The sequence below is a fragment of the Ralstonia chuxiongensis genome (genome assembly GCF_024158925.1).
Lineage (GTDB): Bacteria > Pseudomonadota > Gammaproteobacteria > Burkholderiales > Burkholderiaceae > Ralstonia > Ralstonia chuxiongensis.
In genome coordinates this window covers 366,002-380,564 of sequence record NZ_JAMYWC010000004.1, presented here as the reverse complement: position 1 = coordinate 380,564, position 14,563 = coordinate 366,002, and the positions used below count along the sequence as shown (strand labels likewise).

15 protein-coding genes are annotated in these 14,563 nt (G+C 64.5%); 14 read left to right on the top strand and 1 reads right to left on the bottom strand.

Annotation, left to right across the window (positions count from 1 at the left end; all coding sequences use genetic code 11):
- Positions 1-137: 137 nt before the first annotated feature.
- The gene (locus tag NKG59_RS15165; RefSeq protein ID WP_024975042.1) at positions 138-767 is read right to left on the bottom strand and encodes a YiaD family glycine zipper/OmpA-like lipoprotein; all 630 of its coding nucleotides are present in this window, start codon (positions 765-767) and stop codon (positions 138-140) included.
- Between the two features lie 206 nt (positions 768-973).
- Here NKG59_RS15165 and apbC point away from each other — a divergent pair, with 206 nt between their 5' ends.
- The 14 genes from apbC to dcd all read left to right on the top strand — a co-directional run bounded on the left by apbC (position 974) and on the right by dcd (position 14,507).
- Positions 974-2,062 carry an iron-sulfur cluster carrier protein ApbC gene (apbC, locus tag NKG59_RS15160; RefSeq protein ID WP_253539105.1) on the top strand — a complete coding sequence of 363 codons (1,089 nt, stop codon included), beginning with the start codon at positions 974-976 and terminating at the stop codon, positions 2,060-2,062.
- A gap of 10 nt (positions 2,063-2,072) precedes the next feature.
- A complete protein-coding gene (locus NKG59_RS15155) occupies positions 2,073-2,612 on the top strand; it encodes a DUF3305 domain-containing protein (RefSeq protein WP_253538285.1) in 540 nt (179 codons plus the stop codon).
- A gap of 11 nt (positions 2,613-2,623) precedes the next feature.
- Entirely contained in the window at positions 2,624-3,184 is a 561-nt protein-coding gene (locus NKG59_RS15150; protein ID WP_253538282.1) for a DUF3306 domain-containing protein, read from the top strand.
- Positions 3,185-3,263: 79 nt separating this feature from the next.
- A complete protein-coding gene (locus NKG59_RS15145) occupies positions 3,264-5,423 on the top strand; it encodes a 4Fe-4S binding protein (RefSeq protein ID WP_253538279.1) in 2,160 nt (719 codons plus the stop codon).
- Positions 5,424-5,454: 31 nt separating this feature from the next.
- Positions 5,455-6,126 (top strand): TorD/DmsD family molecular chaperone, encoded by a 672-nt coding sequence (locus NKG59_RS15140; protein ID WP_253538276.1) that lies wholly within the window; start codon positions 5,455-5,457, stop codon positions 6,124-6,126.
- Between the two features lie 235 nt (positions 6,127-6,361).
- Entirely contained in the window at positions 6,362-6,613 is a 252-nt protein-coding gene (locus NKG59_RS15135) for a ubiquinol-cytochrome c reductase iron-sulfur subunit N-terminal domain-containing protein (RefSeq protein WP_253538273.1), read from the top strand.
- 67 nt (positions 6,614-6,680) lie between these two features.
- Positions 6,681-9,686 carry a formate dehydrogenase subunit alpha gene (locus NKG59_RS15130; protein WP_253538271.1) on the top strand — a complete coding sequence of 1,002 codons (3,006 nt, stop codon included), beginning with the start codon at positions 6,681-6,683 and terminating at the stop codon, positions 9,684-9,686.
- A 16-nt stretch (positions 9,687-9,702) separates the two neighbouring features.
- Positions 9,703-10,371, top strand: a complete 669-nt coding sequence (gene fdh3B, locus NKG59_RS15125) for a formate dehydrogenase FDH3 subunit beta (protein WP_253538268.1) — start codon at positions 9,703-9,705, stop codon at positions 10,369-10,371.
- Positions 10,368-10,613: a hypothetical protein gene (locus NKG59_RS15120; protein WP_045205966.1), complete on the top strand. Its 246-nt coding sequence runs from the start codon at positions 10,368-10,370 to the stop codon at positions 10,611-10,613. Before fdh3B ends, NKG59_RS15120 begins: the two co-directional genes overlap by 4 nt.
- Positions 10,614-10,636: 23 nt before the next feature.
- Entirely contained in the window at positions 10,637-11,800 is a 1,164-nt protein-coding gene (locus tag NKG59_RS15115) for a formate dehydrogenase subunit gamma (protein ID WP_253538265.1), read from the top strand.
- A 35-nt stretch (positions 11,801-11,835) separates the two neighbouring features.
- A complete protein-coding gene (locus tag NKG59_RS15110; RefSeq protein WP_253538262.1) occupies positions 11,836-12,153 on the top strand; it encodes a hypothetical protein in 318 nt (105 codons plus the stop codon).
- Between the two features lie 82 nt (positions 12,154-12,235).
- Positions 12,236-12,778, top strand: coding sequence for a superoxide dismutase family protein (locus NKG59_RS15105; protein WP_253538260.1), 543 nt, complete (start codon positions 12,236-12,238; stop codon positions 12,776-12,778).
- 90 nt (positions 12,779-12,868) lie between these two features.
- Positions 12,869-13,744, top strand: coding sequence for a formate dehydrogenase accessory sulfurtransferase FdhD (locus NKG59_RS15100; protein ID WP_253538257.1), 876 nt, complete (start codon positions 12,869-12,871; stop codon positions 13,742-13,744).
- A gap of 196 nt (positions 13,745-13,940) precedes the next feature.
- Positions 13,941-14,507 (top strand): dCTP deaminase, encoded by a 567-nt coding sequence (dcd, locus tag NKG59_RS15095; RefSeq protein WP_004632155.1) that lies wholly within the window; start codon positions 13,941-13,943, stop codon positions 14,505-14,507.
- The last annotated feature ends 56 nt before the right edge of the window (positions 14,508-14,563 follow it).

Sequence of the window (14,563 nt, the reverse complement as noted above, 5' to 3'; positions counted from 1 at the left end):
CCAAAAAAAGCGCCGGTCAGAGCCGGCGCAGCTTTCCACAACGGAAAAGGAGGAGAAATCAGGTACCGCCCGGGAGGTCAGCCACGCATTGCGAGCCAGCAACGTGTGGCAAGCGGCACCTGTTTTCTATGACAGGGTTAGCCCTGAATTGGTTTCAAATAAATTTCGACGCGGCGATTTTGAGCGCGGCCGGCCTCGGTGGCGTTGTCGGCAACGGGCTGGTTCTGGCCGCGGCCTTCAGCCGAGAGACGGTTGCGGGCCACGCCGCGGTCAGTCAGGTAGCTCGCCACGCTCTGCGCACGCTTTTGCGACAGCGTCATGTTGTAGTTCGGGTTGCCGGTGCTGTCCGTGTGGCCGACCACATTGGCGGCCAGTTCCGGATGTTGTGTGAGCGTTTGTGCCACGCTATCCAACGGGCCCCGGAACGACGGCTTGATCACCGCGCTGTCGGTGTCGAACGAGACTTGGCTCGGAATGTTCAGCTTGAGCGAGCCGTCGGGCTGCTCCGAAATTTGCGTGCCGGTGCCGGCCGTATCGCCAGCCAGCTTGGACTTGATAGCGCCCCAGTTGTAGCCGACGGCTGCGCCGGTTGCCGCGCCCAGCGCACCGCCAATGGCGGCGCCCTTGCCGTTGCCGACCAGCGCGCCGATGCCAGCGCCCACGGCCGCGCCAACGCCGGTGCCCATGGCGGTCTGGTTCTGCTGTTCGGTCGCGCAGCCGGCGGCCAGCAGGGCGACGAGCGAGACGGAAATAAGCTTGGCTTTCATGGTTTCTCCTACGGGTAACGGGATCGGTTCTTGTGAGTTTGCCGATATCCGGCGCATCAGAGGGATATTGGGGGAGGAATCGGACGAACGACGCGCCGGCAAAATACAATAGCAAAACAGTAGATAGAGTGGCCAGGGCGCCGCAAAGTTCATGCCGCGTCACCGTTGGCCCGTCCCCCATTCGCATTAGATTTGTGGAGCAAATGTTGAGCGTAACCATCGAACAGATCACCGAAGCCCTGCGCGGCGTGGTGGATCCCAATACCGAGCGCGACCTCGTGTCGTCCAAATCGGCGCGCAACATCCGGGTCGACGGCGGCGAGGTGTCGCTCGACGTGGAACTCGGCTACCCCGCCAAGAGCCAGTTCGAGCCGATCCGCAAGCTGGTGATCGGGGCGCTGCGCAAGGTGCAAGGTGTCGAAAATGTGAGCGTGCAGGTGTCGATGAAGATCGTCGCGCACGCGGTGCAACGCGGCGTGCACCTCATGCCGAATGTGAAGAACATCATCGCGGTGGCATCGGGCAAGGGCGGGGTGGGCAAGTCGACCACCGCAGTGAACCTGGCGCTGGCGCTGTCTGCGGAAGGCGCTAACGTCGGCATTCTCGACGCCGATATCTACGGCCCGAGCCAGCCGATGATGCTGGGCATCCAGGGCCAGCCCGAGTCGGCAGATGGCAAGACGATGGAGCCGATGGAGGGGCACGGCCTGCAGGCCAACTCGATCGGCTTCCTGATAGAGCAGGACAACCCGATGGTCTGGCGCGGCCCCATGGTGACCTCCGCGCTCGAACAACTGCTCAAGCAGACCAACTGGCGCGACCTGGATTACCTCATCGTCGACATGCCGCCGGGCACGGGCGACATCCAGCTCACGCTGTCGCAGAAGGTGCCTGTGACGGGCGCGGTGATCGTCACCACGCCGCAGGACATCGCGCTGCTCGACGCCAAGAAGGGCCTGAAAATGTTCGAGAAGGTGGGGATTCCCATCATCGGCGTGGTCGAGAACATGGCGGTCTACTGCTGCCCGAACTGCGGCCATACCGAGCACATTTTCGGCGCCGGCGGCGGCGAGAAGATGTGCGAACAGTACAACGTGCCGTTCCTGGGCAGCCTGCCTCTGAATCTGTCCATTCGCGAGCAGGCCGATTCGGGCCGTCCGACCGTGGTGGCTGATCCCGACGGCGCAATTGCCGGCGTCTACAAGCAGATCGCGCGCCGCGTCGCGATTGCCGTGGCCGAGAAGGCGAAGGACATGACAAGCAAGTTCCCCTCGATCGTCGTGCAGAACACCTGAGCGAAAAACCATGGACGCCAGCGAGCCGTTGTCCAACGATCGCCAGACGGAGCGCCCGTCTGTACGGGTGGCGGTGGTGCTGTGCCGCCGCCCGACGGCCAACCGCTGGCAGCCGTTCCAGTGGCGGCTGGAGGCTGTCGTGCCCGATCTGGGCGAATACGGCACCGCACCGCGCTGCCTGGATCGCGCCGACGATGAGAAGGGCGACGAGCGCTGGCTCACGCCCGGCTTCTCCGTCACGCTGTTTCGCGACGAGGCCGAGGGTTACTACCTCAACGTGACCTCCGCCGCGCCCTGCTGGTTTGTGCTGTGGCGCCTGGGCGAATCGGGCACGGCTGACGAAGGCCGGGCGATTCCGCATACGGTTTCGCTGAGCTACAACGAGGCTGGGCGCTGGCTCGACGGTGGCGAGACGGTCGAAAATGTGCCGTTGGACGCCGCGGCACTGCAATGGCTGCAGGCGTACGTGGCCGAACACTACCGGCCCGAGCCGAAGAAGCGGCGCCGGCCGGAGTCGTTCCTGCCGCCGGAAGACCGCGCAAAGTTCTGAGCGAAGCTGCCGTGAGCGACGAAACTTTCCTCTCGCGCTGGTCACGCCGCAAGGCCGCCGAGCGGCGCGGCGAACCCGAACCGGAAGCGGCCCCGCCCGCCGAGCCGGAGCCCGTTGTCGTGCCCGAAGCGTCGACGGCCGAGCCCACGCCCGAGGCGCCGCCCCCGCTCACGCTGGAGGACGCCGCCAAGCTGACACCATCCGATGATTTCGCGCCCTTCGTCGCGCACGGGGTGGACGAAACCGTCAAGCGTGCCGCGCTCAAGAAGCTCTTCGCCGATCCGCATTTCAATGTGATGGACGGGCTCGACACGTATATCGACGATTATTCGCAGCCGGACCCGATCCCGCCTGAGATGTTGCGCGAGCTGCGCCATACGGCGGGATTGCGGTTGTTCGAGCCGCTGGAAGAGGAGGCGGCTGCGCCGACAGGAATCGAACCGGTATCGGACGCTTCGCCCGCTGTGACCGGCGAGACGCCGTGTGAACTTGCCGATGCCGAATCGCCCCTCGTTGAGGACCCCGCCCAGGCAACCCCGCATGGCGGCGCTAAGCCGCCGTCCGTAGAATAAAAAAGTACCGCGCGGCAACGACCGTGCGGCCATGTCTCCACAGCCCGCGCCATGCACGTGGGCGCTCACGCACAAATCCATGCCGACGCTGCTCTGCAGTTGCAATCACACCATGCCGATCGATGCCGATGCGGTGGGCGACGCCCTGCGCGGGTCCGACGCCGCCATCGGCGCGCCAGGCAAGACGCACCACCTGCTGTGCCGCCGCGAGATCGGCGCGTTCACGCAGGCGCTGGAGGGCACGGAAGACGTCATCGTCGCCTGCACGCAGGAAAAGGCGCTGTTTGCAGAAGTGGCCGCGCAGCACGAGGGCGTGACCGCGCCGATCCATTTTGTAAACGTGCGCGAAACGGGCGGGTGGTCGGCGGGGGCCAAGCGCGATGCGCGTGGTTTCCGTGCCAAGACAGCGGCGCTGCTCGCCGTGGCAGGGTTGCCGGCGCCGGACCCTGTGCCGGTGGTCGACTACCGGTCCGACGGCAACGTGCTGATCGTCGGTCCTGCCGAGCGAGCGATGCCGTGGGCCGAACGCCTGGCCGACCAACTGAGCGTGACGGTGCTCATCACTGGGCGTGATCGCGCAAGCGGTCCGCTTGTCCCGCCGATGGAGCGCCGCTGGCCCGTCCAAGCAGGCGAGCTGCAGGAGGTGAAAGGCTGGCTTGGCACGTTCGAAGTGAAGTGGCGCAACCGCAATCCGATCGACCTGGACCGCTGCACCCGCTGCAACGCCTGCATCGATGTCTGCCCTGAAGGCGCCATCGACGCGCTTTACCAGATCGATCTGGACGCATGCCGCGACCATCGCGCCTGCGTAAAAGCGTGCGGCGATGCGATGGCCATCGATTTCAGCCGCGTGGAGGCACCGCAGGCGCTGTCGGGCCAGTTTGACCTGATCTTCGATTTGAACGATGCGCCGGCGTTTGCCCAGCACCAGCCGCCGCAGGGGTACTTCCACGCTGGCGCAGACGCCGGTCGCCAACTGACGGCATCGCTGGCACTGCTGCAAATGGTGGGCGAGTTTGAGAAGCCCAAGTTCTTCCAATACAAGGAATCCATCTGCGCCCACGGGCGTAACGGCCAAGTGGGCTGCGACGCTTGCGTGCAGGTGTGTTCCGCGTCGGCCATTGCGCCGCAGTGGAAGGACGGCCGTGGCAGCGTGCACGTCACGCCCAATCTGTGCGTGGGCTGCGGCGCGTGTACGACCGCATGCCCGACCGGCGCCATCACCTACGCCTATCCCAGCGCGCCTTACCAGGGGCGCAAGCTCAAGACCCTGCTGAGCACGTATGCATCGGCGGGTGGGCGTGATGCCGTGGTTCTGCTGCATAACGGTGGGCGCGGGCGCACGCTGATCGAGCAACTTGGCCGGGCCGCGCGTATCGGCAAGGCGCAGGGCGTGCCGGTGAATGTGCTGCCGGTTGAGGTCTTCCATGCGGCATCGACGGGATTGGACCTGTGGCTTGCTGCGTTGGCTTACGGCGCCGCGCGCATCGCCATTCTCCTGACCGAAGACGACGCACCGCAGTACCGCGCGATGCTCGCCGAGCAGGTTGCTGTGGCGCAGGCCATGCTGCACGGGCTTGGCGAACCGGCGGATGAGGCGGGCGTGGTGCTGATCGACGTGGCGGATGCGGCGGCGCTCGACGCGCGCCTGAGCAGTGCTGACGTATCGGCCCCGCTGCGCGGTTTCCGCCGTGACATGCCTGCGGCCACCTTTGCAGTGGCCGCTGCAAAGCGCGAGACGCTGGATTTTGCGCTCGACCATCTTGCGCGCCACGCCCAGGCAACCGAGGCCGTTATCCCGCTGCCGGCCGGCGCACCGTTTGGCGCCATCACCGTGAACCGCGAAAGCTGCACGCTGTGCATGGCTTGCGTGGGCGCGTGCCCATCGCAGGCGCTTCGCGATCAGGCCGAGCGCCCCGTGCTGGCCATGATCGAGCGAAACTGCGTCCAATGCGGTCTGTGCGAAACCACGTGCCCTGAAAGCGCCATCGCCCTCGTCCCGCGTCTGAACCTGTCGGCCGAAGCCCGCCAATCGGTCACGCTTAATGAGGCCCAGCCGTTCCACTGCATCCGCTGCAACAAGCCGTTCGGCACCGCGCAGATGGTCACGACGATGCTTGCAAAGCTGGGCGCCCATCCGGCGTTCTCGGGCGCTGCCGCCGAGCGCCTCAAAATGTGCAGCGACTGCCGCGTGATCGACATGATGCAGCACGGCGAACGCCCCGGCGCCCCGCACTGAAAACCGCGCATTCAAGCTGATCTCTGAGCCCATGACCGACGCCCAGCCCCTGCAATTCCAGCCCGCCGCCACGCCTGCCGACAGCGCCGAGGATCTCGCCCGTGCGGACCTGTACGGCCTGCTGGCCACGCTGTTCTTCCACGCGGCAGACGCCGATTTGCTGCAGCGCATTGCTGCCGCGCCGCTGGACCCGGTAGGCGACGACGCTATCGCCCCGGCCGATGCGGAAGCCGCCGCCAGCAGCGCACTTACCCAGGCGTGGCGAAAGCTTGTCGCCCGAGCCGGCCAGACCACCGCAGGGCAGGCCGACGACGAATACACCGAGCTGTTTATCGGCGTCGGCAAGCCCGAAGTGTTCTTGTATGGCTCGTACTACCAAGCGGGTTTCATGAACGAAAAGCCGCTCGTGGTGCTGCGCGACGACCTGCGACGCTACGGCCTGGAGCGCGCCGAGGGCGTCACGGAAACCGAAGATCACCTCGCTACGCTGTGCGAGGTCATGCGTTACCTCATCGCGGGGGACGATGTTGCTGTTGCCCGCGTTGAGGAGCAGCGCGCTTTTTTCCAGCGCCATCTGGCCTCGTGGGTCGATACGGCTTGTGATGCTGTACTGCAGCATCCGCGTGCCGCGTTTTATGCCGACGTGGCGGGATTGGCAAAGGCGTTTTTCGACGTCGAGCGGCTCGCGCTGGAATTGGCGTGACGGCAATGAGACCGACCGCCTAAAAATTGAGCGGCCTGTCAAGAGTCGCGTCCCGTCCGCGTCACGGCGGACCGGTTCAAATCGCACTCATTGAAAAAATTCATCGGTAAATCGTCAGGAAAATCCCTGTGTGAGGGGTTTTAGGCATGGTTTTCCCATGCCGTTACTCCTAAAATGTGTTCAAAAATTCCTATTACATTCGGTCATCGGTTTGAATGAGCCGGGGAGCATCGAAATGCCAGGTCCGAACACCGTCCCACACGCCCGCCCAGAGGCGGATTCTGCTGAATCCGGCCCCACGCGCCGCCGCTTCCTGATGGGCGCCGCCGTAGCCGCTGCCGCCGCAGGCACGGCCGCCACGGCCAGCCATCTGGTGCAAGCGCCCGCCGCCACGGCCTCGCCCCCTGCTGACACCGCGGATGATGGTGCCACCGGCTATCGGCTGAGCGAACACATTCGCAAGTACTACAAGACGACGTGGATCTGACACGGCCGCATGCGCGCCGCTACTACTCCATCGTCATTGCACGCACCCCACATCCTCAGGTGACCTCATGCTTCTGACCCGCAAACCGGCGGTACAGGACACCAAAGCCGCACCGGCCCGACGTTCAAACAGCCAGGGCGCCACATCGCTTGCCGGCAGTCTGGCTCGCAGCCTGGCCGGCGCACTGCCGACCATGGACCGCCGCACCTTCCTCAAACGCTCCGGCATCGGCGTTGGCGCAGGGCTGGCCGCGACGCAGCTTTCGCTGGTGAAGAAATCGGTGGTGGGTGAGGCCCACGCCGCCGAAGGTAAGGGCGATATCGTTGTGCGCCGCACGGTGTGCTCGCACTGCTCGGTCGGCTGCTCGGTGGATGCCGTCGTGCAAAACGGCGTGTGGGTGCGCCAGGAACCGGTATTCGACTCGCCGATCAACCTGGGCGCGCACTGCGCCAAAGGCGCCGCCCTGCGCGAGCACGGTCACGGCGAATACCGCCTGAAGACGCCAATGAAGCTCGTGGACGGCCGCTACCAGCGCATCAGCTGGGAGCAGGCGCTCAACGAGATCGTCGCCAAGATGAACACGATCCGCCAGGAAACCGGGCCGGATTCGTTTTTCTTCGTGGGTTCGTCCAAGCACAGCAACGAGCAGTCGTATCTGCTGCGCAAGTGGGTGTCGTTCTTCGGTACCAACAATTGCGACCACCAGGCGCGTATCTGCCATAGCACCACCGTGGCCGGCGTGGCCAACACCTGGGGCTACGGCGCGATGACGAATTCGTACAACGACATGCAGAACGCCAAGTGCGCGTTGTACATCGGCTCGAACGCGGCCGAGGCGCATCCGGTGTCGATGCTGCATTTGCTGCACGCCAAGGAAACAGGCTGCAAGGTCATCGTGGTCGACCCGCGCTACACGCGCACGGCGGCCAAGTCCGATGAATACGTGCGGATTCGTTCGGGCACCGATATCGCCTTCCTGTTTGGCGTGCTGTATCACATCTTCAAGAACGGTTGGGAAGACAAGCAGTACATCCACGACCGTGTCTACGGCATGGACAAGGTGCGCGAAGAAGTGCTTGCCAAGTGGACGCCGGACAAGGTCGAGGAAGTGTGCGGCGTGCCTGAGGCACAGGTGCACAAGGTCGCCGAGATGATGGCGATGAACCGCCCGAGCACGCTGGTGTGGTGCATGGGCCAGACGCAGCACACCATCGGCAATGCGATCGTGCGCGCGTCGTGCATCGTGCAACTGGCGCTGGGCAATATCGGCAAGTCGGGCGGCGGCGCCAACATCTTCCGCGGCCACGACAACGTGCAGGGCGCGACCGACGTCGGACCCAATCCCGATTCTCTGCCGGGCTATTACGGCCTCGCTGCGGGCGCGTGGAAGCATTTCGCCTCCGTGTGGGGGCTCGATTACGACTGGATCAAAGGCCGCTTCGCCTCGCAGGCGATGATGGAAAAGTCGGGCACCACGGTTTCGCGGTGGGCCGATGCGGTGCTCGAGAAGAATGACCTGATCGATCAGGACAACAACGTTCGCGCGGTCTTTTACTGGGGCCACGCACCGAACTCGCAAACGCGCGGGATGGACATCAAGCGTGCGCTCGACAAGATCGACCTGCTCGTGGTGATTGACCCATACCCGTCGGCCACGGCGGCCATGGCCAACATGCCCGCCGCCGACGGCACGCCGCCCAATCCGAACCGTGCCGTCTACCTGCTGCCGGCCGCAACGCAGTTCGAAACGGCGGGCTCATGTACGGCATCGAACCGCTCGCTGCAATGGCGCGAGAAGGTGATCGAGCCGCTGTTCGAATCGCAGCCCGACCACGTGATCATGCAGGCGTTTGCCGATCGCCTCGGCTTCGGCAAGGAGCTGTCAAAGAACTACAAGATCACCGAATACAAGCGCGCCGGCATGACGTGGCGCGAGCCGGAGATCGAATCGATCCTGCGTGAAATCAATCGCGGCAACTGGACGATCGGCTACACGGGGCAATCGCCGGAACGGCTGAAGGCTCACATGCGCAACATGCATCTGTTTGATGTGCGCACGCTGCGCTGCAAGGGCGGCAAGGACGCCGAAACCGGCTACGACCTCACCGGCGATTACTTCGGCCTGCCTTGGCCATGCTACGGCACGCCGGAACTCAAACATCCCGGCTCGCCCAACCTGTACGACACCAGCAAGCATGTGATGGAGGGCGGCGGCAACTTCCGCGCCAACTTTGGCGTGGAACGCGACGGCGTCAACCTGCTGGCCGAAGATGGCTCGTTCTCGCTGGGTTCGGAGTTGACGACCGGCTACCCCGAGTTCGATCACGTCTTCCTCAAGAAACTCGGCTGGTGGGACGACCTGACCGACGCCGAGAAGAAGGCCGCTGAAGGCAAGAACTGGAAGACCGATTTGTCCGGCGGCATCCAGCGCGTGACGATGAAGCATGGCTGCCACCCGTTCGGCAACGCCAAGGCTCGCGCGATCGTGTGGAACTTCCCGGACGGCATTCCGCAGCACCGCGAGCCGCTGTATTCGACGCGGCCCGACATGGTCGCCAAGTACCCCACGCACGACGACAAGAAGACCTTCTGGCGCCTGCCCACGCTGTACAAGACGGTGCAGCAACGCAATATCGAGAACAAGGTCTACGAGAAATTCCCGATCATCCTCACCTCCGGCCGCCTGGTGGAGTACGAGGGCGGCGGCGAAGAGACGCGCTCCAACCCGTGGCTTGCCGAGTTGCAGCAGGAGAACTTTGTCGAGATCAACCCGAAGGCCGCAGCCGACCGCGGTATTCGTCACAACGATTTTGTCTGGGTCAAGACGCCGACCGGCGCCCAGATCAAGGTGCGCGCGCTGGTGACGGAGCGCGTGGGCGTCGACCACGCCTTCATCCCGTTCCACTTTTCGGGCTGGTGGCAGGGCAAGGACCTGCTCGATTACTACCCGGAAGGCGCCCACCCGATCGTGCGTGGCGAGGCTGTGAACACGGCCACGACCTACGGCTACGACTCGGTGACGATGATGCAGGAAACGAAAACGACGGTCTGCCAGATCGAGCGGTTCGCATAAGGACGGGGAGATCAACATGGCACGCATGAAATTCATCTGTGACAGCGAGCGCTGCATCGAATGCAACGCCTGCGCCACGGCCTGCAAGAACGAACACGAGGTGCCCTGGGGCGTGAACCGTCGCCGCGTGGTCACGATCAACGACGGCATGGTCGGCGCGGAGAAGTCCATCTCCGTGGCCTGCATGCATTGTTCCGATGCGCCGTGCATGGCGGTCTGCCCGGTCGACTGCTTCTACCGCACCGAAGACGGCGTGGTGCTGCACGACAAAGATGTCTGCATCGGCTGCGGCTACTGCTCGTATGCTTGCCCGTTCGGCGCGCCGCAGTTCCCCAGCCAAGGTACGTTTGGCGTACGCGGCAAGATGGACAAGTGCACGTTCTGCGCGGGCGGCCCCGAGAAGAACGGCAGCGAGGAAGAATTCGAGAAGTACGGCCGCAACCGCCTGGCCGAAGGCAAGCTGCCGCTGTGCGCGGAAATGTGCTCGACGAAGGCGCTGCTGGGCGGTGATGGCGATGTGATTTCCGACATCCTGCGTAACCGGGTCATGAAACGCGGCAAGGGCGCCGAGTTGTTCGGATGGGGCACGGCTTACGGCGGTGGCCACGGCAAAGGCAGCCAGGCAGCGCCGGCTACCCCGGCCGCGCCCGCCACGCCTGCTTCAACGCCGGGAGCGCAATCATGACCCCCCGAGCACCATCGACCAGCCTGCTGATCGCCCTGGGCGCTGCGCTGTTGCTCGGTGCCTGCGGCGAACGCCCGCAAGTCGCCTTTGCCTCGCACCGCAAAGACGACGCGCCAGCCTACAAGGGCGCGGAAGGCGATCCGTTCATGGCCAAGAACTGGACGCCCGGTGACCGCACGAGCTGGGAGAACCAGATCCGCGCGCGCGGCCAATACCAGAACGAGTACAACAAGACGCCATGACGCGCGCAAGCGGAGGTTCGTCCATGGGCACTTCCTGGAAACACCTTGTGATGGCCGTGTTGCTCGGCGCAGCGGCGGCGTTGGCGAGTGCGCAGCAGCCGGCCAGCGCGCCGGCCGCCAACAATGCCCCCGTCAACCCGGCCGTGCAACCGGCGCAACCGTTCTCCAACATCGTCTCGGAGAACGTGTTTGATCTAAAGAAGCGCGATCTCGCCAAAGAGGCGGGAGACCAGGCCGCACGCCGTGTCACGCGACCCGGCAACAACGCGCCTGTCTGGCGCGAGGTGAACTCCGACCAGGCGCATTACGCCAGTATTCCCGGGCTGGAAGCCGGCGTGCTGATCCAGCGCACGGGGCAAAAATGGCGGCTGTTCCGCAATGGCGTGATCACCGTGTGGGGCGGTTGGCTCGTGGTGCTGGTGCCGCTGCTCATCCTGGGGTTCTTCCTGTGGCGCGGCACGATTCCCCTGAAGGAAGCGCCCACCGGCCGCAAGATCGAGCGCTTCACGCCTACCGAGCGCTATGTGCATTGGACGATGGCCATCTCGTTCGTCACGCTGGGCGTGTCAGGCATCCTCATGCTGTGGGGCAAGCATTTCCTGCTGCCGATCGTCGGCCATCAGTTGTTTGGCTGGCTGACGTACATATTGAAAAATCTCCACAACCTGGTGGGGCCGCTCTTCACGGTCAGCATCATCGTGGCCTTCGTAATGTGGGTGGGGGACAACCTGCCGCGCCGCGGCGACACGAAATGGCTGCTGAGCTTGGGCGGCATGTTTGCCGGAGAGCACGGCGCCGAAGTGCCGTCGCACCGCTTCAATGCTGGCGAGAAACTCTGGTTCTGGGGCGGCCTCGTCGTGTTCGGGCTGATCCTGTCGGCCTCGGGCTGGACGCTCGATCGCATCGTCCCGGGCGTGGATTACTACCGCAGCACGATGCAACTGGCCGAGGTCATTCACGCCATTGCGGCGGTGGGCATGATCTGCATGTCGCTGGGCCACATCTACATGGGCACGATCGGCATGGAAGGGGCTTACCGCGCCATGCGTGATGGCTATGTCGACGAGGCTTGGGCGAAGGAGCACCACGAGCTTTGGTACGACGACGTCAAGGCCGGCAAGATCCCCGCGCAGCGGACCCAACCGCCTGCGCCGCCAGCGCCGAGCGAGCAGCCCGCCAAGTCATGACGCCATCGACCGCCACCGATTCAAGGAACCTCACCATGCATGCATCCGCTCTGAGCCGCGCCGCAGGTATGGCACTTGCTGCCGCCATGCTGAGCCTGACAAGCGGACTGGCCGGCGCCAAGCTGCCGGCACCGACGGAAGAACAGAAGGCACAGGCGGACCTGGCGAAGGCCAAGGCAGCCTGGGGCGACAAGGTGGCCGCGTTCCAGACGTGCAAGGCCCAGGACAAGGTAGCGGCGTCCTACCAGGCCGGCGGCAAGGCTGCGCATACGCAACCGGGCGCGCCGTGCGTCGACCCCGGGCCGTTTGTCGCACCCGTGCCTCCAGCATCTGCACCGGCGGCCAAAGGGTGAACCGTTGTTGCCAATGTTGCGTGTTCATCATCCGGCAGTACAATCGTCCGCTCCCCGAGTGAACCCTGACTGGAGGTGACACATGAAGCAACTCGTGATTGCACTCGCCGCGATCGGCCTGATGGCCGGCTGCGCATCGAATACCGCGTCGACGGCCAAGGCGGCCGATTCGGGCATGGCGGCATCGGCCGTGCTGGCACCCAAGAGCGGCAGTACCGTGCAAGGCAGCGTGAAGCTCGCGCAGCAAGGCGACAATCGGGTTGCCATCGCCGTGGATATTTCTGGTTTGCCGGCTAACGGTATGTTTGGCTTCCACGTGCATGAGAAGGGCGATTGCTCGTCGGCGGATGGCAATAGCGCTGGCGGCCACTTCAACCCGACTGGCCAGCAGCACGGTGATCCGCGCCACGGCGCACACCATGCCGGCGACATTCCGATGCTGCAATCCGATGCCAACGGCAAGGCCGTCGGCTCGATCGTTCTTTCCGGCGTGACGCTGTCGCCTGGGCCCACGAGCCTGGTCGGCCATGCGCTGATCGTCCACGCAGGCAAGGACGACTATATGACCCAGCCCACCGGCAATTCCGGCGGGCGCATCGCCTGCGGCGTGATCGTGGCGAACTGATCGCCCGCACGCGGTACCTGCTCCCACGCAGGTACCAGCCGCACCATGCGCACGCTTGCCGTGCGCATTTTTATTTGAACGAAGACATTGATGCCGCTGCGCCCTGAACTGACCAACGCTTCCGTTCCACTGCTCGACGAGGTTGAAGTGCTCGACGAGTTGGGCCGCGCACGCAGTGTCTACATTCCCGGTGAACGCCCGCTCACCGTCTACCTCGACAAGCGCGAACTGGTCACCCTGATGACGCTGGGCGGCGCGCCCGAAGCGCTCGTACTCGGCTATCTGCGTAACCAGCGCCTGGTCAGCAGCATCGATGACATCGCCTCCATCCAGGTCGACTGGGAAACCGAATCCGCTGCCGTCACCACGCGCGGCGGCATCGCGGACCTGGATGAAAAGACCGCCCGCCGCACCGTAACCACTGGCTGCGGGCAGGGCACCGTGTTCGGCTCGCTGATGGACGAGATCGACGCCATCCATCTGCCGCCCGACGCGCGCATGACACAAACCACGCTGTATCGCGTGGTCGACACCATTCGCCTGCAGCAGTCGATCTACAAGCAAGCGGGGTCGGTGCATGGCTGCGCGCTGTTCGATGCGCACGGCGGGCTGCTGCACTTCATCGAAGACGTGGGCCGCCACAATGCCGTGGATGCCATCGCTGGCCTCATGTGGCTTGAGGGCATGGAGGGCGGCGGCAAGATCTTCTACACCACCGGCCGCCTGACCTCCGAGATGGTGATCAAGGGCGCGCAGATGGGCATTCCGTTCCTGCTGTCGCGCTCGGGCGTCACGCAGATGGGTCACCAGATGGCGCAGCGGGTCAACCTGACGCTGTTTGCGCGGTGCACTGGGCGGCACTTTCTGCTCTACACGGGGCGCGACCGTTTTGTGGCCGAGCCGGACGTGGCCGGCACGGTCGGGCCGCGCGGGGAGCTGCCCCAGCCGGCTGAATCCGGCCGCTGATTTGCCAGCGTTTGTTCGGATAAGGCCAGCGCAAGCCATCGGCCGCCACGGGGTTTTCCGTCACAGGTTTGGGAGTACAATCCGCGTTCCAAACCGGCCCCAGCCGCGGGCCGGCCTGCCGGCGTGACCAAATGGGGACAGTTTTCGCACCGCGAAGCCTGCCCCCATTTGTTCATCCAAGGTATCTGGACGCTCCATGAGCATCAAATCCGACAAGTGGATCCGCCGCATGGCCGAGCAGCACGGCATGATCGAGCCGTTTGAGCCCGGTCAAGTGCGCGAATCCGACGGCCGCCGCATCGTTTCCTACGGCACCTCGAGCTACGGCTACGACATCCGCTGCGCCGACGAATTCAAGATCTTCACCAACATCAACAGCACCATCGTCGATCCGAAGAACTTCGACGAGAAGTCGTTTGTCGATTTCAAGGGCGATGTGTGCATCATCCCGCCGAACTCGTTCGCGCTGGCCCGCACGATGGAGTATTTCCGCATCCCGCGCACCGTGCTGACCGTGTGTCTGGGCAAGAGCACGTACGCGCGCTGCGGGATCATCGTGAACGTCACGCCGTTCGAGCCGGAGTGGGAAGGCTACGTGACGCTGGAGTTCTCCAACACCACGCCGCTGCCCGCCAAGATCTACGCCGGCGAAGGCTGCGCGCAGGTGCTGTTCTTCGAGAGCGACGAGGAATGCGAAACCTCGTACAAGGATCGTGGTGGCAAGTATCAGGGCCAGCACGGTGTGACGCTGCCCAAGACCTAGTTTTTGTAGTCCGTTTCCGCGCGTTCAGGCGTATCCGGAGCGGTGCCTTTAGCTTC

Excerpts from the sequence above, each read along its gene's own strand:
- NKG59_RS15165 (WP_024975042.1), bottom strand. The coding sequence starts at position 767 with ATGAAAGCCAAGCTTATTTCCGTCTCGCTCGTCGCCCTGCTGGCCGCC.
- NKG59_RS15140 (WP_253538276.1), top strand. The coding sequence starts at position 5,455 with ATGACCGACGCCCAGCCCCTGCAATTCCAGCCCGCCGCCACGCCTGCC.
- NKG59_RS15105 (WP_253538260.1), top strand. The coding sequence starts at position 12,236 with ATGAAGCAACTCGTGATTGCACTCGCCGCGATCGGCCTGATGGCCGGC.
- NKG59_RS15135 (WP_253538273.1), top strand. The coding sequence starts at position 6,362 with ATGCCAGGTCCGAACACCGTCCCACACGCCCGCCCAGAGGCGGATTCT.
- NKG59_RS15115 (WP_253538265.1), top strand. The coding sequence starts at position 10,637 with ATGGGCACTTCCTGGAAACACCTTGTGATGGCCGTGTTGCTCGGCGCA.
- NKG59_RS15145 (WP_253538279.1), top strand. The coding sequence starts at position 3,264 with ATGCCGACGCTGCTCTGCAGTTGCAATCACACCATGCCGATCGATGCC.
- NKG59_RS15155 (WP_253538285.1), top strand. The coding sequence starts at position 2,073 with ATGGACGCCAGCGAGCCGTTGTCCAACGATCGCCAGACGGAGCGCCCG.
- fdh3B (WP_253538268.1), top strand. The coding sequence starts at position 9,703 with ATGGCACGCATGAAATTCATCTGTGACAGCGAGCGCTGCATCGAATGC.
- NKG59_RS15110 (WP_253538262.1), top strand. The coding sequence starts at position 11,836 with ATGCATGCATCCGCTCTGAGCCGCGCCGCAGGTATGGCACTTGCTGCC.
- NKG59_RS15120 (WP_045205966.1), top strand. The coding sequence starts at position 10,368 with ATGACCCCCCGAGCACCATCGACCAGCCTGCTGATCGCCCTGGGCGCT.
- NKG59_RS15100 (WP_253538257.1), top strand. The coding sequence starts at position 12,869 with ATGCCGCTGCGCCCTGAACTGACCAACGCTTCCGTTCCACTGCTCGAC.
- dcd (WP_004632155.1), top strand. The coding sequence starts at position 13,941 with ATGAGCATCAAATCCGACAAGTGGATCCGCCGCATGGCCGAGCAGCAC.
- NKG59_RS15130 (WP_253538271.1), top strand. The coding sequence starts at position 6,681 with ATGCTTCTGACCCGCAAACCGGCGGTACAGGACACCAAAGCCGCACCG.